24 protein-coding genes and 1 pseudogene are annotated in these 26,464 nt (G+C 64.7%); 18 read left to right on the forward strand and 7 right to left on the reverse strand.

The window, feature by feature from the left end:
• The 3 genes and pseudogenes from M3A49_RS14185 to tssB form a co-directional block, all read right to left on the reverse strand.
• Nucleotides 1-343 (reverse strand): annotated as a pseudogene (locus M3A49_RS14185) (type VI secretion system tip protein VgrG); the annotation flags it as partial.
• Between the two features lie 96 nt (nucleotides 344-439).
• The gene (gene tssC / locus M3A49_RS14190) at nucleotides 440-1,972 is read right to left on the reverse strand and encodes a type VI secretion system contractile sheath large subunit (protein WP_266229198.1); all 1,533 of its coding nucleotides are present in this window, start codon (nucleotides 1,970-1,972) and stop codon (nucleotides 440-442) included.
• Nucleotides 1,973-2,045: 73 nt separating this feature from the next.
• Entirely contained in the window at nucleotides 2,046-2,558 is a 513-nt protein-coding gene (tssB, locus tag M3A49_RS14195; protein WP_254353948.1) for a type VI secretion system contractile sheath small subunit, read from the reverse strand.
• Nucleotides 2,559-3,064: 506 nt separating this feature from the next.
• Here tssB and tssK point away from each other — a divergent pair.
• From tssK to M3A49_RS14230, 7 genes are all read left to right on the forward strand, one after another.
• Nucleotides 3,065-4,417, forward strand: coding sequence for a type VI secretion system baseplate subunit TssK (gene tssK / locus M3A49_RS14200; RefSeq protein ID WP_266229199.1), 1,353 nt, complete (start codon nucleotides 3,065-3,067; stop codon nucleotides 4,415-4,417).
• A complete protein-coding gene (locus M3A49_RS14205) occupies nucleotides 4,414-5,145 on the forward strand; it encodes a DotU family type IV/VI secretion system protein (RefSeq protein WP_266229200.1) in 732 nt (243 codons plus the stop codon). The genes tssK and M3A49_RS14205 overlap by 4 nt, the downstream gene beginning before the upstream one ends.
• Nucleotides 5,142-6,917 (forward strand): OmpA family protein, encoded by a 1,776-nt coding sequence (locus M3A49_RS14210; RefSeq protein ID WP_266229201.1) that lies wholly within the window; start codon nucleotides 5,142-5,144, stop codon nucleotides 6,915-6,917. The genes M3A49_RS14205 and M3A49_RS14210 overlap by 4 nt, the downstream gene beginning before the upstream one ends.
• A gap of 100 nt (nucleotides 6,918-7,017) precedes the next feature.
• A complete protein-coding gene (locus tag M3A49_RS14215; RefSeq protein ID WP_266229202.1) occupies nucleotides 7,018-7,503 on the forward strand; it encodes an Hcp family type VI secretion system effector in 486 nt (161 codons plus the stop codon).
• Nucleotides 7,504-7,654: 151 nt separating this feature from the next.
• A complete protein-coding gene (tssH, locus tag M3A49_RS14220; RefSeq protein WP_266229203.1) occupies nucleotides 7,655-10,381 on the forward strand; it encodes a type VI secretion system ATPase TssH in 2,727 nt (908 codons plus the stop codon).
• A gap of 13 nt (nucleotides 10,382-10,394) precedes the next feature.
• Complete coding sequence (gene tssE, locus M3A49_RS14225) at nucleotides 10,395-10,826, forward strand: type VI secretion system baseplate subunit TssE (RefSeq protein ID WP_266229204.1); 432 nt, start codon at nucleotides 10,395-10,397, stop codon at nucleotides 10,824-10,826.
• Between the two features lie 219 nt (nucleotides 10,827-11,045).
• The gene (locus tag M3A49_RS14230; RefSeq protein ID WP_266229348.1) at nucleotides 11,046-11,384 is read left to right on the forward strand and encodes a DUF2322 family protein; all 339 of its coding nucleotides are present in this window, start codon (nucleotides 11,046-11,048) and stop codon (nucleotides 11,382-11,384) included.
• 43 nt (nucleotides 11,385-11,427) lie between these two features.
• On the opposite strand, the gene M3A49_RS14235 is transcribed toward M3A49_RS14230, so the two are convergent.
• The 3 genes from M3A49_RS14235 to M3A49_RS14245 all read right to left on the reverse strand — a co-directional run bounded on the left by M3A49_RS14235 (nucleotide 11,428) and on the right by M3A49_RS14245 (nucleotide 15,149).
• Entirely contained in the window at nucleotides 11,428-12,867 is a 1,440-nt protein-coding gene (locus M3A49_RS14235) for an MFS transporter (RefSeq protein WP_266229205.1), read from the reverse strand.
• A 163-nt stretch (nucleotides 12,868-13,030) separates the two neighbouring features.
• Complete coding sequence (locus tag M3A49_RS14240; protein ID WP_266229206.1) at nucleotides 13,031-14,182, reverse strand: CaiB/BaiF CoA transferase family protein; 1,152 nt, start codon at nucleotides 14,180-14,182, stop codon at nucleotides 13,031-13,033.
• 16 nt (nucleotides 14,183-14,198) lie between these two features.
• Nucleotides 14,199-15,149 (reverse strand): hydroxymethylglutaryl-CoA lyase, encoded by a 951-nt coding sequence (locus tag M3A49_RS14245; protein WP_266229207.1) that lies wholly within the window; start codon nucleotides 15,147-15,149, stop codon nucleotides 14,199-14,201.
• A gap of 127 nt (nucleotides 15,150-15,276) precedes the next feature.
• Between M3A49_RS14245 and M3A49_RS14250 the strand changes: the two genes are divergently transcribed.
• Nucleotides 15,277-16,206 carry a LysR family transcriptional regulator gene (locus M3A49_RS14250; RefSeq protein WP_266229208.1) on the forward strand — a complete coding sequence of 310 codons (930 nt, stop codon included), beginning with the start codon at nucleotides 15,277-15,279 and terminating at the stop codon, nucleotides 16,204-16,206.
• 9 nt (nucleotides 16,207-16,215) lie between these two features.
• On the opposite strand, the gene M3A49_RS14255 is transcribed toward M3A49_RS14250, so the two are convergent.
• Complete coding sequence (locus M3A49_RS14255) at nucleotides 16,216-17,163, reverse strand: LysR substrate-binding domain-containing protein (RefSeq protein ID WP_266229209.1); 948 nt, start codon at nucleotides 17,161-17,163, stop codon at nucleotides 16,216-16,218.
• Nucleotides 17,164-17,343: 180 nt separating this feature from the next.
• Here M3A49_RS14255 and M3A49_RS14260 point away from each other — a divergent pair, with 180 nt between their 5' ends.
• From M3A49_RS14260 to M3A49_RS14305, 10 genes are all read left to right on the forward strand, one after another.
• Complete coding sequence (locus M3A49_RS14260) at nucleotides 17,344-18,411, forward strand: ABC transporter substrate-binding protein (protein WP_266229210.1); 1,068 nt, start codon at nucleotides 17,344-17,346, stop codon at nucleotides 18,409-18,411.
• A 49-nt stretch (nucleotides 18,412-18,460) separates the two neighbouring features.
• A complete protein-coding gene (locus M3A49_RS14265; protein ID WP_266229211.1) occupies nucleotides 18,461-19,531 on the forward strand; it encodes an ABC transporter ATP-binding protein in 1,071 nt (356 codons plus the stop codon).
• Nucleotides 19,518-20,390, forward strand: a complete 873-nt coding sequence (locus M3A49_RS14270) for an ABC transporter permease (protein ID WP_254353924.1) — start codon at nucleotides 19,518-19,520, stop codon at nucleotides 20,388-20,390. The genes M3A49_RS14265 and M3A49_RS14270 overlap by 14 nt, the downstream gene beginning before the upstream one ends.
• An 11-nt stretch (nucleotides 20,391-20,401) precedes the next feature.
• Nucleotides 20,402-21,199 (forward strand): ABC transporter permease, encoded by a 798-nt coding sequence (locus M3A49_RS14275; protein ID WP_028202199.1) that lies wholly within the window; start codon nucleotides 20,402-20,404, stop codon nucleotides 21,197-21,199.
• Complete coding sequence (locus tag M3A49_RS14280; RefSeq protein WP_254353921.1) at nucleotides 21,196-22,338, forward strand: NAD(P)/FAD-dependent oxidoreductase; 1,143 nt, start codon at nucleotides 21,196-21,198, stop codon at nucleotides 22,336-22,338. Before M3A49_RS14275 ends, M3A49_RS14280 begins: the two co-directional genes overlap by 4 nt.
• A 7-nt stretch (nucleotides 22,339-22,345) precedes the next feature.
• On the forward strand, nucleotides 22,346-22,720 hold the full coding sequence (locus M3A49_RS14285; protein ID WP_028202201.1) for a (2Fe-2S)-binding protein: 375 nt from the start codon (nucleotides 22,346-22,348) through the stop codon (nucleotides 22,718-22,720).
• Nucleotides 22,710-24,140 (forward strand): FAD-dependent oxidoreductase, encoded by a 1,431-nt coding sequence (locus M3A49_RS14290; RefSeq protein WP_254353919.1) that lies wholly within the window; start codon nucleotides 22,710-22,712, stop codon nucleotides 24,138-24,140. Before M3A49_RS14285 ends, M3A49_RS14290 begins: the two co-directional genes overlap by 11 nt.
• On the forward strand, nucleotides 24,133-25,314 hold the full coding sequence (locus tag M3A49_RS14295; RefSeq protein ID WP_266229212.1) for an NAD(P)/FAD-dependent oxidoreductase: 1,182 nt from the start codon (nucleotides 24,133-24,135) through the stop codon (nucleotides 25,312-25,314). Before M3A49_RS14290 ends, M3A49_RS14295 begins: the two co-directional genes overlap by 8 nt.
• Nucleotides 25,315-25,369: 55 nt before the next feature.
• Nucleotides 25,370-25,672, forward strand: a complete 303-nt coding sequence (locus M3A49_RS14300; RefSeq protein ID WP_266229213.1) for a RidA family protein — start codon at nucleotides 25,370-25,372, stop codon at nucleotides 25,670-25,672.
• A 93-nt stretch (nucleotides 25,673-25,765) separates the two neighbouring features.
• Nucleotides 25,766-26,431: a DUF2278 family protein gene (locus tag M3A49_RS14305; protein WP_266229214.1), complete on the forward strand. Its 666-nt coding sequence runs from the start codon at nucleotides 25,766-25,768 to the stop codon at nucleotides 26,429-26,431.
• The last annotated feature ends 33 nt before the right edge of the window (nucleotides 26,432-26,464 follow it).

Consider the following 26,464-nt stretch of genomic DNA (forward strand, 5'->3'; position numbering starts at 1 on the left):
TCACGCGGTAACGCGTCTCGTCGGCGGAGGTCTCGTGCTCATCGAACTTCGTGATGATGCCGTGGACGGTCTGTGCGGGCGGCTTCTTGCTGAACTTCGCAGCGTTCTCGCCAAACATACGCTGCAGGTGACCCATGTTCGGGTCGACTGGATCGACGATGAACCGGGCCGGCCGCCCGAGCACCTGATCCATCGCAATACCCGCTATCGGGCTTGTGAATTCGATCTCGTACTCGTAGAGCTGGCTGATCCGGTCATGGCCAGCAAATTTCACGATCGAGAACGGCGCCGGATGCGGCGCCAGCTTCAATTCATAAGCCTGTAACGGCATGAGCCACGACATCGAAAACCTCCCGGAGACGCAAAACGCAAAAGCACCGCCGAGGCACCCACGGGCACCCCGGCGGCTTGCACAGAAAACGTCAGATCAGCGCCGAGTTCACCCCTTGGCCTTCGGCATCTGCGACACCAGCGACAGGCCGATGTCCATGCCTTCCACCTGGAAGTGCGGGATGATGAAGAGCTTGATGCGGAAGAACCCCGGGTTGTCCTCGATGTCCTCGACCGTGACCTTTGCCTCGCGCAGCGGGTGCGACGCCTGCAGTTCGTCGCCCGGGTCCTTCATCTCGGTCACCAGACCCTTGATCCAGTTGTTCAGCTCCAGCTCGAGCAGACGGCGATCCTTCGTCGTCCCGATGTTTTCGCGCTGGATAAGCTTCAGGTAGTGCGCAATGCGCGAGAGCAGGAAGATGTACGGCAGGCGCGCGTTGATGCGGCTATTGGCCGTGGCTTCCTTCGTTTCGTAGAGCGCAGGCTTTTGCGCCGAGTTCGCCGAAAAGAAGCAGGCGAAGTCGTGGTTTTTGTAGAACGAGAGCGGAATGAAACCCAGGTTCGCGAACTCGAACTCGCGCGTCTCCGGAATGAGCACCTCCGTGGGAATCTTCGGCTGGGCGCCGGTCCCGAGGTCATACAGATGGACCGGCAGGTCTTCGACCTTGCCGCCCGCCTGCGGTCCACGGATCTGGACACACCAGCCGTTGTTCACGAAGCTGCGCGTCATGTTGGCTGCAAACGCGAAGGAGGCATTCACCCAGAGATACCGGTTGTGATCCGGGCCTTTCACCGCTTCTTCGTAGTTGAAGGCGCGCACCGGCACCGTATCCTTGCCGTACGGCAGGCGGCCGAGCACGCGCGGCATGGTCAAGCCTACGTAACGGGCGTCATCGGTGTCACGGAAGCTCTTCCACTTGATGTACTCGGCGCGGTCGAAGTAGTTGCCGATATCCTGGATGGCAGCGACTTCTTCCATCGTCTTCTTGCCGAAGAACGCCGGGCCGACCGAGCCGATGAACGGCATGTGGGCTGCCGCCGCGACCTTCGAGACGTTGCGCAACAGGGCGATGTCCTGCGGCGAATTCTCGAATTCGAAGTCGCTGATCATCGCGCTGACCGGCTGGCCGCCTGGCGTGTCGTATTCCTCGATGTACGTGAGGCGATAGAGGCCGCTCTGGATGAGTTCTGACGCGTCCTCGAAATCGCGTTGCAGTGCTTCTTTCGAGACGTCGAGCAGTTCGATGCGCGCGTTGCGGCGGAAGTCGGTGCGCGAGACCAGCATCTTCACGCCGCGCCAGCGACCTTCGAGCGCCTGGAATTCGGGCGCATGCATCACCGCGTCAAGCTGGCGACTGATCTGGCGATCGAGCTGCCCGATATGGAAGTCGAGCAGCGACTTGTCGAGACGATCGACCGGTTGGCTCGACTTCGCCACCAGCTCGAGAAACGCGCCCATGCCGCGCGCGATGCGCTCGTCGGCCGAAGCTTCGGAGAGCGTGTCGCCGTCGCGGAACGCTTCAAGCGGGCGCGCCTCGGCGACGGGTTTGAGATTGATCTTGCTGCACAGCGCGGCGTACACGCTGTCTCCCTCGAGCACAACGGTCTCGGTTGCACCCGTGGCGGCTTTGTTCTGGCTCATTGCTTTTCCTGTCTGCGTTTGAAACACAAGCTGATTGCGGAAAGCGGTGAATGCCGCTTTGGCGCGGCGCCGTTCAGGCATGCCCTTCCGGCTGGGTAGCAGCCGTCGCGACCTGCGCCAGTTCGCCGCGCAGTTTGTCGGACAGACGCTTGTCCTTCAGGACCTTCTCGAATTCGCGGCGGAATGTCCCGTTATCCAGCAGATTCGATTTAAGGTCGCGCAGCAGGTTGCGCATGGCGAGCAGCGCCTGGAGTTCGGGAATCTGCCGGGCCACCTGCTCCGGATCGAAGTCCTTCAATGAGCGGAACGAGAGATTCACGGGCAATTCGCCGCCATCTCCCGCCAGCGTATTTTCGACGCCAAACTTCAAATTCGGCGCATAGTCGCCGAGCACGGCATCGAAATTGTTTTTTTCGATGTTGACCTTCTTTCGGGTGGCAAGCGGTGCATTTTCCGCGCCCGCGCTAAAATTAGCGGCGACAAGCAATTTGAGTGGCAGCTCAACCTTCTTCTGGGCTCCGCCCGTGTGAAGATCCAGAGTAATCGACACGCGGCTTTTTGGGATTTCTCGCTGAAAGCTATCCATAGTATGCCTAATTAATTAAGATTCAAGATTCCGCAGAACTTGACGGTCGCGATGCGGTGTCGCGTACTGCACGTGCGGTCCTCCCCTACATGCATGCTCGCAAGGATCTAGTACTGAAGGCACCCCATGGCGTGGTCTCCATTCGTGCGACCTGTTTGCGACGGCCCATTAAATCCGATTGCATGCATGCCGTCAATTGGAATTTCTTTTCGCTCTTATCTATAAATACTCAATTGTTAATTTTTGAATAAATTTCGCAAATTTTTGGCGAAAAACCCACCAGCCAATATCGCCATTCTAAATTGACATCCATCATGTTATTTTGCCGCCGCAAATATCGAGATACGCGATCAGCATATTATTTTTGTGCGAGTTGTTAACGTTTGTCAGATCTCAAACTCAATTCAATACAGACTCCGGTTTACCTTGTATAAAGCCGTTCGACATCTCCGATTGAAGTCACTGTCTGAAAGAAGATAAGTATGAACCACAAGAGACCAACATCTATGCGGATCCATAAACCTCTCTGGCACGACGGCCTGATCCTTTCGCAGCAACACTTCCAGCAGATGGAGCGCGCGACCGAATTCGCCGTACAGCAGTTCGTGGCCGCGGCTTTTGCTGAGCCTTGGGGCACGCTGGGTGTCGTCGTGGATGAAGAAGCGCTCAAGACGGGCCGGCTGAAACTCGAGCAACTCAAACTGCGCCTGCCGGACGGAACCCCATTCGACTCGACGGTCCGCGACGCGATACCCGGAGGACGCGATCTCACGCAGGGTATCCCCGCGGATCGCCAGAGCTTGATCGTCTACGCCGCGCTTGCGCTGCCCGACGCCAATGGGAACAACTGTCGTTTTGACGAGACCGCGCTCGCGCGGCCGCGGCGCTCCTATCGCGAGTTCGTGAAGGTCGTGGATCTGAACGGCACGACCGAGATCGAGATTGCGGTCGAACGCCACGCGCTGCGCCTGCTCTTCGATTTCGAGCCGCATGCCGATGACACTGTCTGCGCAATAGCGCGTCTCACGCGCGCAGCGAACGGTCAGTTCCAGGTCGATCACCGCTTCGTACCGCCGTGCCTCACGCTGGGCAGTCATCCGCTGCACATCGAGCGCCTCAACCGCCTCGCGGACATCCTCCAGGCAAAGAGCCTCGCGCTTGGCGCGCGTCGCAGCGAACGCGTCGAGCAGGTTACCGAATACGGCGTGGCCGACGTGCAACTGTTCTGGCTGCTGCACTGCATCCACACGGCGTGGCCACAAATGCGGCTCTTCTTGTCGCATCCCGCGCGGCCACCCGAGCAGCTTTATGTCACGCTCACCCAGCTGGTCAGTGCCCTGACGACATTCTCCACCGCCGTGCAGCTTGCCGATATTCCCGCGTGGGAACATGAGCACGCCGATCACGTGTTCACGAAGCTGGAATCGATGATCCGGGAACTGCTCGATGCAATCATTCCGTCCCGCGTGATCCCAATTGGCCTCACGCGCAAAACCCCGACGACATGGACTGGACAGTTCCTTGACGAGCGCATCTTCGATGGTGTGCCCGACTGGTACCTGTCGGTCAATGCGCGCATGACTGCATTTGATCTGGTCGAACAGTTTCCGCGTCTGTGCAAGATCGGCGCACCGGATGATGTCGAACACATCGTCAATTCTGCACTGCCTGGCATTCCGCTCAAGGCGGTCCAACGCGTGCCCGGCGCCATTCCGGTGCGACTGGACAACCAGTATTTTTCGCTCGACTCCAGCAGCCCCGCATACGAGAGGATGCTCGCAGCGAGAGCGTGTCAGATCTATTTGCCGGGGTCGGTTGCCGATGCCTCGCTTGAACTTTACGCGGTGCTGCGCTCATGAAAGTCCTGACCGATCGCCACGACACGCCCGCGCATCTTGCGTCTGATCCCGACTTTGGTCGCGCGAGCACACCGGGCATCCGCGACCTGCTGCGTGATACCGGATTGCTCGTCACATCACTCGGCGACGACGGAACCGTAAAAAACGCGGAGCAGTTCCGCAACGACTGCCGAAAGCTGATCCAGAAGTTCTCGGACGCCCTCACGCAGTATGGCAATCCCGAAGACGTCAAGCGCGAAGTCTTGCTCGCGCAGTGCGGCCTGATCGATGAAACGGCGCTGCGCCATCTCCCCGAAAGCAGCCGGGCAGCGTGGGCACTCAATCCGTTTCAGGTCGAGCGGTTCAAGGTGCACGACGCCGGCGAGTTCGTCATTAGCCGGATCGAGGCGCGCCTGCGCGAAGCGACACCGAATGCCGACCTGCTCGAAGGTTACGCCGCGATCCTCGGCATGGGCTTTCAGGGGCGCTACGCGCTCGATGGCGAAAACAGGCTCGTCGAGCTCATGGATGCGCTCAACACCCGCCTGAAAACGCTTCGCCCACATGAGACGCGGTCGTTTATCTCAGACCGTGCCGGACGCCAATTTTCCGACTGGTTCCATAGGCTTTCGCCATGGGTCGTAGCCGCCGGCGTCTGCGTGGTTGCAGCGGTGATCTGGAGCACGTGGGCCGTCGCACTCAACGCGCAGGTCACACACATTCCATCGGCAAAGGTTGCGCAGCCGTGAAGTCAGACCTGCCCCTGCTGACTTCTGCGCCCAACGATGCGCAGCTTTGCGGCCACGAAGGACTCGATTATCCGTTCCGGCTGCAGGTTCTTCTTGCAAGCGCTCTGGCGCTCGTCCTGGTCTCGTTCGTGGCGCGCATCGGACCGGTGCTTGCGTGGCTGCTCTCCTGCGCGGTCGTGTTTGTCGCCATGCTGCTCGTGGTCCTGTATACCCGGCGAATTTCCATCGCGCGCAGGCAGGGCGCGCAGGTACTCTGCGCACTTGGACAAGCAACGGCCGGCATACCGGTCGACCTCCGTACCCGAATGCCGCTCGTGCTGGTGACAGGTGATGATCTGCCCGCACTGTTCAACAGGAATGAGGGCGAGCGTTTCGCCTATGTTGGCGAGGGCGCAATCTGGCTACGCGTGGACAGCCCCAAAGATCTGGCACGTCTGGCCATCGCCGTGAAGCAGTGGCGTGACGGGCGCGCTCCTGATGGCGTCGTGGTCTCGGTTGTGCCGGCAAGATACACGGATGTCGATCTTCTAACCCAGTCATTGCGCGCGGCACGTCAGGCAGTCGCCGACGCCACGCGCATGCTCGGCGCGCGCGCCCTTCCCGGCTATGTCGCGGTGTATCAGCGACTGACAACCGAAGCCGCGGGGCTTGCCGGGCCGCAATGGCACGGTGTTTCTTCGGCTACCCGCATGGTTGAGGCGCAGCGGTTCGAGACCGTGATACGGGCAGCGGAAGACGAGATCATGAGCGCGGCTAACCGCCATGTGGCGGCCACGCGCGCCGCGGCACTTGCGTCGCTCATTGGCTGGACGCAACGCGTCGTGCTTCACGCGCTTACCGACCCGCGGCAACCGGCTATGCCCTTGGCGCTGTTCGGTGCCGGCTGGATCGACTGCGGCCCCGCGGGCCGTGCAGGCAGCCCATGGAACGTGGATGTGGAAATGCAAACGAGCGTCGTGCGCAACACGGCGCCGGTGTCACCTGCGCCATGGCCGCTACCGCAGCCGCTGATCGAGGCCCTGCCTGTGCGGCACTGGAGATCGCCCCGCCTCGTGGCGCTGATCCATGCCCTTGCGATGTTCGCGTGCGCGGCCGGCATTGCGTTTAGCTGTGCCGGAAAAAACAATCAAACGCTGCTCTCGCGCATTCAAGTAGATCTTGGGCGTTACTCGATGATTCCGGCCGACCACGACGCGGCACGGCGCGAAGCGCTTAGGACCCTCGTGAACGATCGCGACGAACTCGACCGCTACGCACGAACGGGGGTCCCGCTCAATCTGTCGTTCGGACTGTACCGCGGCGCGCGACTGATCCCGGCGCTCAACAACGCGATCGCCTCCTATCAGCCTCCCCCGCCGCCGGCCGTGCTCACGCTTGACAGCATGTCGCTGTTCGACAGCGGCAAGGCCCAACTCAAAGACGGCTCGACGCGGATCATGGTCAATGCGCTCGAGATGATCAAGGCACATCCGGACAAGCGGATTCTCGTGGCGGGCCACACGGACAACGTCGGTAAGCCCGATAGCAATCTGCTGCTTTCAACCGCTCGCGCCCAGGCTGTGCGCAACTGGCTGGTTGATGCCTCCGGCATCCCAGCCACGCAATTCGCGATCCAAGGCTACGGCGACACGCGGCCGCTTGCGGAGAACGACACAATCGCCGGGCGTGCGAGGAATCGACGGGTAGAGATCACGCTCGTCCCCGACGCGGCGCAGCCCGCCCCGGCGGCTGACACCTCGCAAACGGCAGCGCCTGCAGCGGCGCCCAGGTAGGGAGCGTTTGTCCCCGAAGCCCACGCTTCGGGTTTCGTGAGCCCGGTCACTTTGACTGTCTCCGGGCGATTGTCGTAGTACGAGAAATGGGAGTTAGGGAATGGCAATTCCGTCATACATGTGGCTCAAGGACGATGGTGGCGCTGACATCAAGGGTTCCGTGACTGTTCAGGGGCGCGAGGGCAGCATCGAGATCACGCAGTTCAATCACGACCTGCATATTCCGACCGACGGCAACACCGGCAAGCTGACCGGCACGCGCGTGCACGCGCCGATCACACTCGTGAAGGAAACCGACGCGTCGACGCCGTATCTCTACAAGGCGGTAACGAGCGGTCAGACGCTCAAGTCGGCCGAGATCAAGTGGTACAAGATCGACGACGCCGGCAAGGAGAAGGAATACTTCAACACGAAGCTCGAGAACGTGAAGGTCGTGGCGGTCCGTCCGAAGATGCTCGACATCAAGATCCCCGACTACGAGAAGCACAACCACCTCGAGGAAGTCGAGTTGCGTTACGAGACCATCACGTGGTCCTACAAGGACGGCAACATCATCCACAAGGACACCTGGAACGAGCGCTCCTAAGCCCTGCTTCCCGACGCTGGTCTGGCGGCCGTCACCGCGTGACGGCCCCCTTTTACCAGTCCGCGCACGCGGACTGGTGCTTCTTGCTGCACCGGTCGGCCATTTCCAGTGTCCGCCCCCTTCCCCCTGCGCCCGCACAGGCAGCCACGACATGACCCTGTACAACGATCGAAGCACACATTCCCGCGATATCAGCCAGCTCCTGCGCAGGCTCAATCCACATTGCACGGCGGCGCTCGAGGCAGCAGCAAGTCTCTGTCAGACACGGCTTGCGGATGAAATCACGGTCGAGCACTGGCTACTCAAACTGCTCGAAGCCGGCGACGGTGATATCCCCGCTATCCTGGACCACTACGATCTGGACGTGGACCCAATATGGAACGCGTTGCTTGGCGCCATCGAGCACACCCCGCGCAACCTGCGCGGCCGGCCGGGACTCTCCCCGCAACTGGCCGCCGTCCTGCAGGACGCCTGGTCTCATGCGCTCAACCTCGTCGATGCACATGAGACGACGATCCGCTCGGGACATGTACTGCAAGCCATCGTCGATGCGCCGCACGTGCTGCGCACACGCGCCACGTGGCCGCTGCTGTCCGTGAGCAGCGCGCAGATCCAGCGCCTGCTGCCGCGCCTGGGATCGCGTTCGAGCGAGAACCCGCCCGAACGGCCAGAACCGCAAACGGCCGCTGTAACCGCGGCGACAGCGGCCGGCAGTGCAGATGATGCGAAGTCGGCAAAGGCAACGTCGACGGTCGTGCGCAGCATTGAGGGTGACGCACTGGCCCGCTTTGCGATCGACATCACCGCTAAGGCGCGAGACGGCAAGATCGATCCGGTCTTTGGCCGCGATCGCGAGATCCAGCAGACGGTCGACGTGCTCGCGCGCCGGCGCAAGAACAACCCCATCCTCGTGGGCGAGCCGGGTGTGGGAAAAACGGCGCTCGTCGAAGGCCTCGCGCTTCGTGTGGCCGAAGGCACGGTGCCCAACGTGATCCGCGACGTGCGTATCCTCACGCTCGACCTTGGCCTGCTTCAGGCGGGCGCCGGCGTAAAAGGCGAATTCGAGCAGCGTCTGAAGAACGTGATCGACGAGGTGCAGGCATCGAGCGTGCCGATCCTGCTCTTCATCGACGAGGCGCATACGCTCATCGGCGCCGGCAATGCCGCCGGCGGCGCCAATGCGGCCAACCTGCTCAAACCCGCGCTCGCGCGCGGCGAGTTGCGCACGATTGCGGCGACGACCTGGTCGGAATACAAGGAATACTTCGAGCGCGACGCTGCGCTCGAACGGCGCTTCCAGATGATCAAGGTGGAGGAGCCAGATGACAACGCAGCGTGCCTGATACTGCGCGGGCTCAAGAGTCGCTACGCGCAATACCACAACGTGCACATTCGCGATGAAGCGCTCGTGGCGGCAGTCAAGCTCTCGCGCCGTTACATCCCGGCGCGCCAATTACCGGACAAGGCGGTCGACCTGATCGACACGGCTGCAGCACGCGTACGGATGGGTCTCGAATCGCCCCCGGCCGACCTGCAGCGCGCACGCGCTGCCGTCTCAGCGCTGGAGCTGGAACGCTCGACGATGGAAGACGACGCCCGGGCGGGCATCGCAGAGATGAAGACGCGTCAGGCAGAAGTTCGCGCGGCACTCGTCGAGGCACAGGCCGCGCTCGATGAGTTACAGCAGCGCTATGACCAGGAACTTGCGTTCGTGCGCGCACTGCATGAACAACGGGCCTCTGCATCGGTTAGCGAGCCCGGATTTCTCATGCAAGCACAGGAAGCGCTCCAGCGTATCCAGGGCAAAACGCCCCTGATTTTCGCGGACGTGGATGCGCAGGCGGTTGCGCGCGTCGTCGCCGAATGGACAGGCGTGCCCGTTGGGAATCTCGTCGAGGACGAACTGCAGAGCCTTCTCACGCTCGAGGCGCAGCTCGCGAAACGGGTTGTCGCCCAGGACGACGCGCTCGCCACGCTCGCGGAAAGCCTGCGCACCGCCAAGGTCGGATTGAAGAACGAACACGCACCGCTCGGCGTGTTCCTGCTCGCGGGTCCGTCCGGTGTGGGCAAGACCGAGACCGCACTGGCATTGGCCGACCTGGTGTTCGGCGGCGAGGCGGCACTTACCACGATCAACATGTCGGAGTACCAGGAAGCCCACACGGTTTCGCAGCTCAAGGGCTCGCCTCCGGGCTATGTCGGTTATGGCCGCGGCGGCGTGCTCACGGAGGCGGTGCGACAGCGCCCGTACAGCGTCGTGCTGCTCGACGAAGTCGAAAAGGCCCATCGCGACGTACTGGACCTGTTCTACCAGGTATTCGATCGAGGCGCGATGCGCGACGGCGAAGGACGCGAGATTGATTTTCGCAACTGCGTGATCCTGATGACCTCCAACCTCGGCAGTGCGCAGATCGACGAGTTCACTGCCGACAATCCGGACAGCGCGCAACCCGCGCTACTCGAGGCCATCCGCCCACAGCTCGTCGAGCACTTCCAGCCGGCGCTGCTCGCGCGTTTCCAGACGCTGGTGTACAAGCCGCTCGACTCCGTCGCACTCGGCGCCATCGTGAGCCTGAAGCTCGACAACGTTGCGGAGCGCCTGAAACGTCAGCACGGTGTCGAACTGGTTTGCGACAATTCCCTGGTTGCGGCAATGGCCGAGCTTTGCCTTGCCCGTGATTCTGGCGCACGCAACGTCGATGCCTTCCTGAACCAGCGCGTACTCCCGACGGTGTCGCGTGAGCTGCTCACTCGCATGGCGAGCGGCACAACGCCGGCGCAGATTGTCCTGTCGAGTTCGGCTGAAGGCAGTCTCACGATTGATTTCGTGGATCATGCCGAGCCGGTCGCAGCCACGAACGAAACAACATCCGGGTAAGGGAGACTTCGCCATGCCGACAGGCCCGTCCCTCTACGACATGCTGCTTGGCCACATCAATGGCGAGGCGCTCGAAAACCACGATGACAACACGCTCGAAATCCTGAGCGTCCAGGCAAACATTGGGCGAGTCCTGAATGTGCGGGCGGGTGCGCTCAAGCATGTGCCCGACTTTGGATTGCCGGACCTGACCGACGTCTACAAGAACCTGCCAGCGTCAGTTCACGATTTGCGCAACCAGATGGAAAACACCCTGCTCAAGTTCGAGCCACGGTTGCGTTCGATCGACATCGAGATCAGCGACAAGCCCGATCCGGGACTCCTCGTGAGCTTCACGATGGTCTGCCATCTGAGGAAGGCCGGGCTGGTTCGCTTCGGAACCTATTTCGAGCCGCCGGGGCGCATGCGTGTCGAGCGGCTCGTCAATCGCGAGCGTGAGCGCTAGTCCGTTTCCGATCCTTTCCATGCGACAGCGCCTCGAATCCGAATTGGCATTCGACGCGCGTCTATCGACCACAATTCGCGGTCGGCAACGCTCACGCCCTCGCCGATCGAAGCCTACGCGACGCACTGCAGCCGACTACATCGACCTGCCTAACGCCCCGATCGGCTAAGATACGGCTCCACAAACGCCATTTATCGAACCAACGGAGTGTTTTCAGTGATTCAGGCAATTCAACCGGGCGCCGTCTTCAAGGACAATCTCGCACTGCTGCCGGGCATCGACGGCATCGAGCGCATCGATCTCGTGGACGCTCAGGGCAACGTGGCCGCGAGCATCGAAAACAAGCCCGGCAAGCAGGGCTCGCTCGCGGTCTACCACTATCTGCGCGAAGCCTTCGGCACGCTCGACACCAACGCGGCCGAGCATGGCCTCGCCGTGTTCGCCGAGCACACCGCCGACGCGCGCAACCGCCCGGGCGCGCACCCGAACGTCGATCATCTGCTCGAAATCGCGGCAGGTGGCCCGACGCTGCGCATCGACGTGATCGCCGCGGCCTGAGCGTTGCATTAGCGGGCGTGCCGGCCGGCACGTCTCTTCCACGTCACGCCGAAAGCTCTTCGAGCCGCACGCCATTCGTGCGGGGCCCGAACCCGCCGATCGAAATCATCACCGCGAGCATGCACACGGTGATGCCGGCGAACACACCGCTCACGCCAAAATCGCGCAACAACGCGGCGATGATGAAACCCGACATCATCGCGCCCACGCGGCTCGCGGAATAGACGATACCGTTGGCGCTGCAACGTACCGCTGTCGGGAAGAGCTCGGCCTGGTATGCGTGATAGCACACGGAAATAGTCTGCCCCGCAAGACTGATCAGGATACCGAGCGAAATAAGCGCGAGCGGCCCGCGCGCCTGCGAGAATAGCAAGCCGAACACGATCACCGCGAACGCCGAGCCGACGATGAGCCACTTGCGCTCGATGCGATCGGCCACGAGCATCGCGAGCAGCGGCCCGCACGGCAGCGCAATGGCGATCACGACCGCGTAGAGCAGGCTCTTCGTCACGGTCACGCCCTGCCCGATCAGGAGCGTGGGCACCCAGTTTGCGAAACCGTAATAGCCCACCGCCTGGCACAGGTTGAACGCGATCAGCATGATGAGGCGCGCACGGTATGGCGGCTTCCAGAGCTCCGCGAGTGAAGCGCGCCGATGCGCGGGCAGCACGAGCGTGGGCGAAGGCTCGGGCAAGAGCCTGCCGCTTTCGCGCACGGCGCGTTGCTCCATCTGCGCGATCACGCGTTCGGCCGCCCCGGTATGACCGTGCGTGACGAGCCAGCGCGGACTTTCCGGCACGGCGCGGCGCACGAACCACACGATCGCCGCCCCGAGCGAGCCGACGAGCACGACCCAGCGCCAGCCGTCGAGACCGAGCGGCGCCTGCGGCACGAGCCACCACGAAAGCAACGCCGAAATGGGCGCTGCCGAAAACATGATCGCCTGATTCAGCGCCATGGCGCGGCCGCGCATCTGCTGCGGGACCATCTCCGTGACGTAGCTGTCGATGGTGACTATCTCGATGCCCACGCCGATACCGGTGATGAAGCGCCACAGGATCAGCCCCTGCGAGGTATGCTGGAACGCCATCGCCACCGAGCCCACCGAATACCAGAGCAGCGAGAAGGTGAAGACGCTTCGTCGTCCGAAGCGGTCGGGCAGCCAGCCGAAGCAGAATGTGCCGATGAACAGACCCGCGAAAGTCGCGGCCACGAAGGCCCCGATGCCGTTGAAGCCGAAGAATGCGTGCGTGGTGGTTTGCAGCATGCCGCTTTTTGCCATGCCCGGCGCGATATAGCCCGTGAAGATGAGATCGTAGACCTCGAAGAAGCCGCCCAGCGAAATCAACATGACCAGCATCCAGAGCTGCCGCGTGGCGGGCAGGCGGTCGAGCCGCGCGGAAAGCGCTGCCGCCACGCGATTGCCTGCGGGTGGGGCCGTGACGGCGTCGAGCGGGGCGTCCGCGCCGAGGGTTCGTTGCATGCTTGTCTCCGTGACGACGCCTCGCCGGGCGTCATTCTTGTGAACGCCGGGCGTGCGAGCGCGCGGCGCGTGCGAGCTTCTGGCGGCTCGTGGCACGCGCAACCGTATGGCAGACCGGCGGGGGAACCGCGAACGTGCTGCTTCTACTTCGTCTGCCGCTGGCTCAGGGCGCTGCGTGCGACTTCAGGCCCGCCAGCACCTCTTCGGTATGCTCGCCCACCTTTGCTAGCGGCTGACGCACGCCGGGACGGCGGCCGCCCATCATGAGCGGCAGCAGCACGACTTCGGTCGTGCCGCCGTCGTCGGTCTGCATCGGCACGAGTCCGCCGCTCGCCTTGAGGTGCGGGTCGTCGAGCAACTGGTCGGGGCGCACGATCGGCGCGTACGGAATGCCGGCCGCCTCGAGACGCGGCATGAGTTCGCCCACCTGCTGCGTGGCAAGCACGGCGCCGAGGCGTTCGAGCAATTCGGGCCGCACCTCCACGCGCAATGCGTTGGTCGCGAAGTGCGGCTCGTCGGCAAGCTGCGGGCAGCCGATCACGTCGCACAGCGTCACGAACTGCTTGTCGCTCACCGCGCCGATAAAAAGCTGTTCGCCCTCGGCGAGCGTGAACACGTCGTACACGCTCCAGGCCGATACGCGCGAAGGCATGGGCGGTGGCGCTTCGTGCGTCATGGCGTATTGCTGCATGTGCTGCGCGCTCAGGAACACGCAGTTCTCGAACAACGCGCTCTGCACCTCCTGGCCGCGCCCGGTCGCGTCGCGCTCGCGCAGCGCGGCCAGCACGCCGATCGCGCCGAACATGCCGCCCATGATGTCGTTCACCGACGTCCCCGCGCGCAGCGGCCGCCCCGCAGGCCCGGTCATGTACGAGAGGCCGCCCATCATCTGCACGACTTCGTCGAGCGCGAGACGCTTTTCATAGGGGCCCGGCAAAAAGCCCTTGTGCGAGACGTAGATGAGGCGCGGATACTGCTGCGAGAGCGTGGCGTAATCGAGGCCGAGCTTTTCCATGAGGCCGGGCCGGAAGTTTTCCAGCATCACGTCGCACTCGCCGATCAGCTCGACGGCTGCCGCACGGCCCGATTCGGTGTTGATATCGAGCACCACGCTCTTCTTGTTGCGGTTGAACGAGCGGAAAAAGCCGATGCCGAGGCCCGGCAAGTTGCGCGTCTTGTCGCCGCCGGGCGGTTCGATCTTGATGACTTCGGCGCCCAGGTCCGCGAGGATCATCCCGCAGGTCGGGCCCATGACCATGTGCGTGAATTCGACGACGCGCACGCCTTCGAGCGGCAAACGGTTTTGCGTATTCATAAGGATCTCAAACTAGTCAGGCGTGATGCGCGATTGCGCCAAAGGTCTTCGGCAGGCCGGCGCGCCAGAGCGTGCCGTGCAGCGTTTCGCCCTCCAGCCACTGGGCGACGCGCGCGCGCAGCGCCAGCAGCCGTTCGATGTCGATGCCAGTGTCGATGCCCATGTCGGCGAGCATGAACGCGAGGTCTTCGCTCGATGCATTGCCACTCGCGCCCGGCGCATGCGGACAGCCGCCGATGCCGCCGAGCGTGGCGTCGAAGCGGGTGACGCCCGCCTCCAGTGCCGCATAGACGTTGGCGAGCGCGAGGCCGCGCGTGTCGTGAAAGTGCGCGCAGCACAGCCGCTCGCCCGCGATCTCGCGCGCGGCTTCGAAGAGTTCCCGCACGGCGGCGGGGTTCGCGTAGCCCACGGTGTCGGCGAGGCTCACGCGGTCCGCGCCCGCGTCGAGCAGCGCCTGCATGCAGCGCAGCACCTCGGCGGGCTCGACGCGCCCTTGCAGCGTGCAGCCGAACGCCGTGCCGATGCCGCCTTCGATCAGCGTCTTCGCGCCGCTCGCGTCGCGCGCGGCGCGTATGCGCGCCACTTCGGCCACGACTTCATCGGGCGTCTTGCGCAGGTTCGCGAGGCTGTGCGCCTCACTCGCGGAAAGGGGCACGAGCATCAGGTCCGCTTGCGCCTCCAGCGCACGCTCGGCGCCCTTCAGGTTCGGCACGAGCACCGAGACGAAGAGACCCAGCAGCGTCTTGGCGTAAGCGACGAGTTCCGCCGTATCGGCGAGTTGCGGCAGGAGGCGCGCAGGCACGAACGAACCCACTTCGATCTCGCGCTGACCGGCTTCGTGCGCTGCGCGGATCCATTCGATCTTGTGCGCGGTAGGCAGCACCGTCCGGATGCTCTGCAGGCCGTCGCGCAGGCCGACTTCGCGTATCACGGCACGCGTCTGGGCCCACTGAGGTAATGGGGGCATGAAGGTGTCTCCGTTTTTGTCTCCAGCGATGTGCTAACTTTAGTCATTCCGCAAAATACATAAAGCGGTATTTTGGAAGCTTCAAAATTCCAATCCGGAAACACACAAAACGCAGTCAGGAGACACCGTGCACGACATCGACCTCAAGACCTTACGCCTTCTCGTGAGCGTGTGCGAGCACGGCAACATGGGGCGCGCGGCGCGCGAGGAGCACATCGAACCCTCCGCCATCAGCAAGCGCATCGCCCAGCTCGAAAGCGAATTCGGCGTGCCGCTACTCACGCGCTCACGCCGCGGCGTGCAGCCCACCGCGGCGGGTCTCGCGCTGCTCGAGCATGCGCGCAGCGTGATCTTCACGCTCGAACGCGCGGCCAGCGACGTCGCCGCGCTCGGCAGCGGCCTCTCGGGCAGCGTGAGCGTCTGCGCCTCGGCTTCCGCAATCGCCGAGGCGCTGCTCGACGATCTCGCATCGTTCATGCGCTTGCCCGAGTACAAGAACATCCGCGTGAACGTGGAAGAGCGCACCTCGCACGAACTCGTGGAGCGCGTGCGCGACGGCGCGGCCTCGCTAGGCGTGTGCTGGGACAACGTGGAACTCGGGGGACTGCAATCGCGCCCCTGGCGCGAAGACCGGCTCGTACTCGCCGTGCATCCCGAGCACCCGCTCGCGAAACGCCGCACCATCGCCTTCGAGGAGACGCTCGATTACGAGCACGTGGGCCTGCCGACCTCCACGGCCGTGCATACGATGCTGCGGCAGTCGGCGGCGCGCAGCGGACGCACGGTCGCCTATCGCGCGGTGGTGTCGACGCTCGATGCGGCGTTTCGCGTGGTGGCCGCCAACCTCGGCATCAGCGTCGTGCCCCAGGAGGTGAGCAACACTTACCGGCGCATCATGGACGTGCACACCATAGCCCTCACCGATGCCTGGGCGCGGCGGCGTTTCATCGTCTGCTTCCGTGCGTTCGACACGCTGCAGCCCGCGGTGCAGCGCATGGTCGAGCATCTCGTGGAGCGCGCGGCACAGAAAAAGCGCGGCGCGAAAAACGACGCTTGATCGCGCGCCTCAAGCCGCCGCATTCTTCGCGCGTTTGCGCGCGGGTGCGCGGTCGGCCGCTTTCACCTGCGCAATCAAACCGTCGTGGTGTTCGCGCAGCACCTCGACGAATTCGGCCACGAGACGCTCGCGCGGCCGGTTCGGCGGAAACAGCAAGTACGTCGGGAACAGCACAGCCGGCGAGAACGGCCGGATCGCAATGTCCGGCCCCGCGAAATCACGCGCGACGATGGGATGCGCGAGCGTCACACCCATGCCGCAGCGGACCATCTCGCAGCAGATCGCCGTGTACTGCGCCTCGATGGCGAGCACGCGCTCCACGCCCGCGCGCTGGAACACTTCATCCATTTGCGTGCGTGTGCCGTCGCCGTGGCACAGCGAGATGAACGATTCCCCCTCCAGATCGGCAGGCCGGATCATGGCCTTTTTCGCGAGAGGGTGCGAGGCCGGCATCACGCAGACGGCCGCGACCTTCGAAAGCAGTTCGACCTCGCAGTTCGACGCTTCGCTGATGTACACCGCGACGCCCAGATCGCAGAACTGCGAACCGGTCCAGTGGTTCACCGTGCCCGATGTATTCACATGCAGCGAGATCGTTACGCCCGGAAAGAGGCGGCGGAACTTGTCAATGGCGTGCGGCACGAGCGTGAGCCCCGCGGACGGCATGGCGGCAATGCGCAGACGCCCGCTGCCGAGATTGCGGATTTGCGCGGCGGCATTGCTGAGTCCTTGCAGGCCCACATACGCGCGCTCGACTTCGCGGAAAAACGCATTGCCCTCGCTCGTGGGAATGAGGCGGATGCCCACGCGCTGAAACAGCGTGAGCCCGGTCTCGCGCTCCAGTTGCCCGATCAGGCGGCTCACGTTGGGCTGGGAGGTGTAGAGCGCCTTCGCGGCGGCCGTCATCGAGCCCGACACCATCACCGCGCGAAACGCCTCGACGTGCTTCAGATTCAAGATGATCTCTCCTGGGCGTAACCCTGATTCCCGCGCCAGGGCCTAACCCTGGTCCATATCATTCCCGTATAGGTTGGCATTTTATTCGTATTGGACGATATGGCCAGCCCGGCACAGACTGCGATGCATCGGCGCACTGTCCGGTTCGCCGCTCCCCACAATCGAATGGAGATCGTCGTCATGAAAGCCGCGATGCGCCGTCGTTCAACCTTCCCCCACAAAACCGCATTCGTCGCACTCGCCGTCGCCGGCACGCTCGCTGCAGCCTCGCTCGCCCAGGCCGAAACCACGCTGTACGTCGCCAACGTCGGCGGCTCCAACGAGCAGCTCTATCGTCAGAAGATCATCCCGGCGTTCGAAAAGGCGCATGACGTCAAGATCGTCTACGTGGCGGGCAATTCGAGCGACACGCTCGCCAAGCTCCAGGCGCAAAAGGGCCACGAGCAGATCAACGTCGCCGTGATGGACGACGGCCCGATGTATCAGGCGATGCAACTCGGCCTGTGCGGCAAGCTCGACGACGCCCCCGTCATGAAGGACCTCTATCCGCTCGCGCACATTGGCCCGACCGCGGTGGGCGTGGGCATGGTGGCAACCGGCATCGGCTATAACGAACAGGCGTTCAAAAAGCTCGGCCTGCCGGCGCCCGATTCGTGGAAGTCGCTCGAAGACGCGCGCGTGAAGGGCAAGCTCGGCGTGCCGCCCATCACCAACACCTACGGGCTGCATACGCTCGTGATGCTCGCGCGCCTGAACGGCGGCGGCGAGAAGGACATCGACCCGGGCTTCAAGGCCATGACGAAGCAGGTCGCGCCCAACGTGCTTTCGTGGGCGCCCACGCCCGGAGAAATGGACGGCCTCATGCAGTCCGGCGACGTGATCATCGCGCCTTACGGCAGCGGCCGCGCGGTGGCGCTGCAAAACACCGGCTTCCCGTTCAAGTTCATCTACCCGAAGGAAGGCGGCGTGGCGCTGCAGGTAGCTGCGTGCTCCATTGCGCAGAACGCACAGCCGCAACTCTCGCAGCTGTTCATCCAGTTCCTGCTGAGCCCCGAAGTGCAGGCGCAGCAGGCAGCGGACATCGGTCTCGGCCCCGTCAACAAGACCGTCAAGCTCATGCCCGAAGTGGCCGCGCGCGTGCCTTACGGGCCTGACCAGATCGCGAAGCTCACGGCGATGGACTGGACCACCATCAACGAGCATCGCACCGAGTGGACCGAGCGCTGGAACCGTTCGGTCGAGCGCTGATGCGCCCGCTCCCTGCCCCGCACCCAACGCAAAGCGAGGACCGACGCTCATGAGCTTCCTCACCCTGCAAGGCATCTCGAAGCGCTACGGCGACTTCACGGCGATCGAGCAGCTCGACCTCACGGTCGAGCGCGGCGAGTTTCTCTCGCTGCTCGGTCCCTCGGGTTGCGGCAAGACGACCACGCTGCAGATGATCGCGGGCTTCATCACGCCGAGCACGGGCCGCATCACGCTCGATGGACGCGACATCACCCACGAGCGGCCGGAGAAGCGCGGCATTGGCGTGGTGTTTCAAAGCTATGCGCTCTTTCCGCACATGACCGTGGCCGGTAACGTGGGCTTCGGTCTGGAGATGCAGAAGATGAAGCGCGCGCAACGCGCAGAGCGCGTCGCCGAGGCGCTGGAACTCGTGCGTTTGCGCGGGCTCGACGCGCGCTACCCGAAGGAGCTTTCGGGCGGCCAGCGCCAGCGCGTGGCGATCGCCCGCGCACTGGCCATGCAGCCCGAACTGTTGCTGCTCGACGAGCCGATGTCGAACCTCGACGCCAAGCTGCGCGAAGAGATGCATATCGAACTGCGCGCCATCCAGAAACGCCTTGGCATCACGACCCTTCTCGTCACGCACGACCAGGTGGAAGCCATGACGATGAGCGATCGCATCGCCGTCATGCACCGCGGCACCATCGCGCAGCTGAGCACGCCGTTCGACGCTTATGAGCGCCCCGCCACGCCCTTCGCCTCCACCTTCCTTGGCCGCACCAATACGCTCGTGGGCGAAGTGCTGCGCCGCAATCCGCGTTGCGCCGAGGTCGAGGTAGGCGGGACGATGCTGCACGTGCCGCACGAAGGCCGCGAGGTGGCGGGCGCGGTGAACGTGTACATCCGCCCCGAAAAAGTGCATCTGGCCAACGGCGACGCGCGCCTCATGGGGCGCGTGACGACGCGCGTGTTCGTGGGCAATCAATGGTTGCTCGTCGTGGAAACCTCGCTCGGCAAGTTTCATGTCGCGCAGCCCAACCACGGCGCACCGCCGCCCGAGGAAGGCCACGAAGTCGGACTCGCCTGGACCGACGACGATCTGCGCGTGCTCACGCGGGAGAGCGCTCATGGCAACGCTTGACGACTCGCGCCCGGGCGCCGCGCCGTGGCTGCTCTCCGCGCCCGCGCTTTTGCTGTTCCTCGCGCTGCTGCTGGTGCCGCTCATTCTCACCTTCGTGCTGTCCTTTCACGTATTCAGCGACCTCGCGGGTGTGCAACGCGGCTGGACCGTCACCAATTACCTGGAAGTCCTGAGTGATCCCTACTACGGCGAAATCTTCCTGCGCACCGCAGGACTCGCATTCGCCGTCACGCTGCTTTCCATTGTGCTGGGCGTACCGGAGACGCTGGTGCTCGCGCGCATGCGCCGGCCATGGCAATCCGTTTGCCTGTTGATCGTGCTCGGCCCGCTGCTGATCTCGGTGGTGGTGCGCACGCTCGGCTGGCAAATCCTGCTGGGCAACAACGGGGTGCTCAACCACGCGCTGCAAGCCCTGCACATCACCGACGAGCCCATTCGTCTCGTCTTTACCATGACGGGCACCATCATCGCGCTCACGCACGTGCTCGTGCCGTTCATGGTGATGTCGGTCTGGGCGACGCTGCAAAAGCTCGATCCGCAGGTGGAATGGGCTGGGCGCTCGCTCGGCGCCTCGCCGCTGCGCGTGTTCCGCCGCGTGATCCTGCCGCAGATCATGCCGGGCGTGCTCTCGGGCTCGATCATCGTGTTCGCGCTTTCGGCCTCCGCGTTCGCCACGCCCGCGCTGATCGGCGGACGACGTCTGAAGGTCGTCGCCACGGCCGCGTACGACGAGTTCCTCGGCACCCTGAACTGGCCGCTGGGCGCGAGCATTGCCGTGCTGCTGCTGATCGCCAACGTGGCGATCGTGATGGGCTGCAGCCGTCTCGCCGAACGCCGTTTCAAGCACATCTTCGACTGAGGAGCCATTCCATGAAACGCAACGGATGCCTCGGGCTCGCGTTCAACGCGCTCTTTCTCGCCTTCATGCTCGCGCCCATCGTCGTGGTGCTGCTCGTGGCATTCACGGACAAGGGCTATATCTCGATGCCGTTCGACGGCGCCTCGCTGCGCTGGTTTCGCGCGATCCTGCAGAACGGCGACATCGTCTCGGCCTTCTGGCTCTCCGTGCGCCTCGCGTTCGCCGCGGCGACCATCGGCGTGGCGCTCGCGGTGCCCGCCGCGCTCGCCATCGCACGCTACCGCTTCGCGGGCCGCGGTGCGCTGGTGAGTTTCTTCCTCTCGCCGATGATGATTCCCGCCGTGGTGCTCGGCATCGCGTTCCTGCGCTTTCTCTCGCTGCTGAACCTGAACGGCTCGTTCTGGGCACTCGTCGCCGCGCACGTGGTGATCGTGCTGCCGTATGCGCTGCGTCTCGCGCTTTCTTCTGCGGTCGGCCTCGATCGCGACGCCGAGCGCGCAGCGCTTTCGTGTGGCGCGAGCCGCTTCACGGCATTCCGCCGCGTGGTGCTGCCGATGATCCGCACCGGCGTGGCGGGCGGCTGGGTGCTGTCGTTCATCCAGAGCTTTGATGAGCTCACCATGACCATTTTCGTCGCGACCCCCGGCACCACCACGCTGCCCGTCGCCATGTACAACCAGATCGCGCAGACGATCGATCCGCTCGTCACCTCGGTCTCGGCGGTGCTGATCGTCGGCACGATCCTGCTGATGCTACTGCTCGATCGCATGGTCGGGCTGGACCGCATCCTGATCGGAGAAGCCCGATGACACAGAACTCCACCGCGAGCCCCGACGTGCTCGTGATCGGCGGCGGCCTCGTGGGCTCCGCCGTGGCCTATGGGCTCGCCCGAGAAGGCGCGCGTGTGACCGTGCTCGACGAGGACGACGGCGGCTTTCGCGCCTCGCGCGGCAACTTCGGCCTCGTCTGGATTCAGGGCAAGGGTTACGGCCTTTCGCCCTACGCGCGCTGGTCGCGCAGTTCGGCACAGCGCTGGCCGCTGCTCGCGCAAAGCCTGGCCGACGAGGCGCGTGTGGACGTCGCGCTGCGCCAGCCTGGCGGCTTTCATATCTGCTTCTCGGACGAAGAACTCGCCGAGCGCCATAAACGGCTCTCCACCTTGCAGGCCGAGATCGGCGATTATCCGTTCGAACTGCTAAATCATCGCGAGCTGCGCGAGCAGTTGCCCGGCATCGGCCCGGCGGTCGTTGGCGCGAGCTATACGCCGATGGATGGCCACGTCAACCCGCTCAAGCTGCTGCGCGCGCTGCATGTCGCGATGCAACGGCGCGGCGTACGGCTCGTCTCGGGCGAACGCGCCGAGCGTATCGCCGCCGGGCCGGGAGGGTTCAGCGTGCAAGGCCGGCGCGGCGTGTATCACGCTGCGCGCGTCGTGCTCGCGGCCGGCCTCGGCAATCGCGCGCTCGCACCGCACGTGGGCCTCAACGCCCCCGTTGCGCCCAATCGCGGCCAGGTGCTCGTAAGCGAGCGCGTCGAGCCGTTTCTGCGCTACCCGACCATCAACGTGCGGCAGACCGACGAAGGCACGGTGCAGTTCGGCGACTCGATGGAAGAAGCCGGCTTCAACGACTTCACCACCACGCCGATCCTGCGCCAGATCGCCGCGCGCGGCGTGCGGGCGTTTCCCATGCTCGCCCATGTCCGGCTCGTGCGCATGTGGGCCGCACTGCGCGTGTACAGCCCCGATGGCTTTCCGATCTACGACCAGTCCGAGGCGCATCCGGGTGCCTTCGTCGTCACCTGCCATAGCGGCGTGACGCTCGCCGCGGCCCACGCGCTGCGCATCGCGCCGTGGATCACGGGAGGCCCGATGCCCGCTGAACTGCCCGCTTTTTCCGCGCGCCGCTTCGCCACCGACGCGGCGGCCGAACCGATCCTCGCTCACTAATTCCGCCATGACAGCCCAATCCACCCAGGCGGCCGCGCCGCTGTTCAAGACGCTCTCCGACGCCGAAACGCGCGTCGATATCTGGTTCAACGGCCAGCCGCTGTCCGTGCCCGCCGACCGCTCCGTCGCGGCTGCGCTGCTCGCCGCGGGTGTATCGCGCTTTCGCGCGACGCCCGTTTCGGGTGCACCGCGCGCGCCGTTCTGCATGATGGGCGCGTGTTTCGAATGCCTTGTCGAGATAGACGGCGTGCCGAGCCGCCAGAGCTGCATGGTGCCCGTGCGCGCGGGCATGCAGATCCGCTCGCAGGAAGGCGCGCGCGACCTGCCGCCCGAACCCGGCACGAATGCCGACACGCTCGAGGAGAACGCTCATGCCCGGTGATTATCAAGGCGATGCCAAAGCCGATTTCAATGCGCAAGCCGTCGATGTCGTCGTGGTCGGCGCGGGTCCTGCCGGGATGAGCGCGGCCACCCGTTCGGCGCGAGCCGGACTCTCAGTGGTCCTGATCGATGAGCAGGACGCCGTGGGCGGCCAGATCTATCGCGCGATAGGCCGCGCCGACGCGCGCCGCAAAGAGATACTCGGCCCCGACTACGCGGCGGGCGACGCCATCGCCCAGGCGCTCACGCATTCCGGCGCGCGCCATGTCGCCCACGCCTCGGTATGGCAGGTCACGCGCGAACATGCCGTTCACTACCTCAAGGACGGCAAGGTGGGCAGCTTCCAGGCGAAGCGCGTGATTCTCGCGAGCGGCGCGCTGGAGCGGCCGTTTCCCATTCCGGGCTGGACCCTGCCCGGCGTGCTCACCGCGGGCGCGGCGCAAATCCTGCTGAAGAGCGCGGGCGAAGTGCCCGCCTCGCCGCCCGTGCTCGCGGGGTGCGGGCCGCTGCTCTACCTGCTCGGCTGGCAATACGTACGGGCAGGCGTGCCGATTCGCGCGCTCGTCGACACCACGCGCCACGAAGACCGCTGGCGCGCGAAACGCCACCTGCTTGCGGCGCTGCGCTCGTGGCCTTTCCTGAGCAAGGGCCTGCATTTGATCCGCACGCTGCGCGAGGCCAGGGTGCCCATTTTCGAAGCCGCCGACGACCTCGCGGTGGAAGGCCGCCAGGGCAGCGACGGCGTGCAGCGCGCAGCCGCGCTCACGTTCACGTCGCAAGGCCGCGCACACCGTATCGAGGCCGATGTGATCCTACTGCACCAGGGCGTGGTGCCGAACACGCAGTTCACGCAGGCGCTGCGCGCCGCGCATCGCTGGGACAACGGGCAGCTTTGCTTCACACCGCAAACGGATGCATGGGGCGAGCTGGATGTGCCCGGCATCTTCGTGGCCGGCGACGGCGCGGGCATCGGCGGAGCCCTGGCCGCAGCGCAACAGGGCGTGCTCGCGGCGCTTGCCGCCGCAGCACAGCTAGGCTCGATCGACGCAGCCGCGCGCGATCGCGAGGCCGCGCCCCATCGCGCGGAACTCGACCGCGTAATGCGCATCCGCCCGTTCCTCGACAGCCTCTACCGCCCGCGCGACGCGAACCGCATCCCCGCCGACAGCACCATCGTCTGCCGCTGCGAAGAGGTGACGGCGGGCGAGCTGCGCGGCTTCGTCGGCCTGGGCTGCCTCGGCCCGAACCAGGCGAAGTCGTTCGGCCGCTGCGGCATGGGGCCGTGTCAGGGCCGCATGTGCGGCCTCACCGTGACCGAAGTGATCGCCGAGGCACGCAAGGTGCCACCTGCCGAGGTGGGCTACTACCGCATCCGCCCGCCGATCAAGCCGCTTACGCTCGGAGAACTCGCCGGTGAATGACGCCCGAACTCCTCCCGCGAGCGCCATCCAGGAAGCGGACGTGCTCGTGATCGGCGGCGGCCTGCATGGTTCGAGCAGCGCCTTTCACATGGCGCGGCGCGGCGCGAGCGTGATCGTGCTCGAAGCCGACTACGTGGGCCGCCACTCGTCGGGCGTGAACGCGGGCGGCGTGCGCACGCTCGGCCGCCCGCTCCCCGAGATCCCGCTCGCCCTCATGTCGCGCGAAATCTGGCACGCGCTGCCCGACACCATCGGCGACGACGGCGGTTTCGTTCCTTCCGGGCAACTGAAGATTGCCGAAACCGAGGCCGAACTGGAAGCGTGCCGCGAGCGCGTCGCGCTGCTCGAATCGCTCGGCTTCACGCATGAAAAGCTGATCGACCGCGAGACCGTGCTCGAACTCGAACCGGCACTGGCGAAGCACGTGACGGGCGGCATCTGGGTCGAGCGCGACGGCTATGCGCTGCCGTTTCGCACCACCACGGCGTTTCGACTCGCCGCGCAAAAGCACGGCGCGCGCTTTTACGAAGGCACGGCGGTCACGCACATCGAGCCGCGCGGCGAGCGCTGGCTCGCGCAAACCCCGCGCGGCACCTTTGCCGCGCGCAGGCTGCTCGTCACCGCAGGCGCGTGGTCGGGCGAGCTGGCGCGCCAGGCCGGCGAGCCCGTGCCCGTGCACCCCGAAGGGCTCATGCTGATGGTCACGCACCGCGTGGCGCCCTTCTGCCGCGCGACGCTCGGCGCGACGGGCCGCCCGCTTTCGTTCAAGCAGTTCGACAACGGCACGGTGGTGATCGGCGGCAAGCTGATCGGCATCGCGGATCTGCCGGAGCGCCACGGCGAAGTCGATTTCATGCGGCTCGTGAAAAGCGCGCAGACCGTCGTCGATCTGTTTCCGCATCTGCGCCATCTGGGCGTGAACCGCGCGTGGGCCGGCGTGGAAGCGTTCACGGCCGACTCGCTGCCGATCATTTCGGCGAGCCGGCGCGCCGCGAATCTCTACTACTCGTTCGGCTATTGCGGCAGCGGCTTTCAACTTGGGCCCGCGTGCGGGCGGCTCGTTGCCGAACTCGTGCTCGACGGCGCGCCTTCGCTTTCGCTCGATGCGTTCGCGATCGACCGCTTCGCGCGCGCCGCGGTGCAGGCGCCGCTGGCCGGCGTTGCCGCGCATTGACGCCATCGAATCCCTCACCCCGTATCGCCATTGCGGCGAAGGAGCTTGCAGACACATGAACGCTATCGTTCGCATCGAAACCAATCAGCGCATGAGCCGCGTCGTGAAGGCCGCGGGACTCGTGTTCGTGGGCGGCCAAACGTCGGCCGACCCGTCGCCCGACGTGAAGATCCAGACCGCCGCCGTGCTCGCGAAAATCGACGGCTTTCTCGCCAAAGCCGGCATCGACAAGACGCGGCTCGTCTCCGCGCAGGTCTGGCTCGCCGATATCGCGCGCGACTTCGCCGGCATGAACGAGGTATGGGACGCATGGGTGCCCGAAGGCTGCGCGCCGACAGCCGCAGTCGAGCAACCGTAAAGCGATGGGCGGGGCATCGCGCGCACGCTGTAAGCGCAAGTTCACGTTCGCGCGGCACAATGGCGAACCCACCCGAACTTAGAGGAGCGCGCGATGGCCCTTCCTTACGGCTACGTCAAGGCGAAAATTGTTTCCGCGCCGCAATTGAAGGCCACGCGGCGGCCGCACGAAGTCCAGTATCACCTGCACTTCGGCGTGACGGTCAACGGCGCACGCTGGGACATCGCTGTGAACGTGGGCACCACGGACGCGGACGACCTGCTCAAGTACAAGCTCGTGTTCGACTTCAACCATAACATGCTCACCACGCTCGAGGGCGCGGCCGAAGGCTCAACCGATCTCACGGGCACCGAAGCGCTGCCGGCCATCGACTTCGAGCGCAGCGACTTCCTCGCCAATACGGGCGCGTGGCGCAACAGCGACGTGATGGACGGCTCCGACCAGGTGGAGCCCGTCGCCTCGCTGCAGCGCCTGCTGTTGCGTGCGCAACAAGCGTCGCTCGACGTCTACGTGTTTGGCCGCTTCTACAGCGAAGGCGACGGCATCCACGACGTCCACATGAACCAGGGCTCGAAGGGCGAGTTCATCCACAAGGCGGGCAACGACGCGAACGACCACAACGACATCTGGCAGGACGGCGCGCTGCTTGTGGATCTGGGCGACCCTGAATGGGCCCTGTATGTGGCGGCGTTCGATCAGCAATACGTGCCCACCGACAATCTCGGCAACCCCACGCCGGATTCACAGCCGATTTCGTAAACGGCGCGCGGGCGCATGCCGGAATCCCGCCAT

The organism is Paraburkholderia sp. CNPSo 3076 (assembly GCF_026343935.1).
Classification (GTDB): Bacteria; Pseudomonadota; Gammaproteobacteria; order Burkholderiales; family Burkholderiaceae; genus Paraburkholderia; species Paraburkholderia nodosa.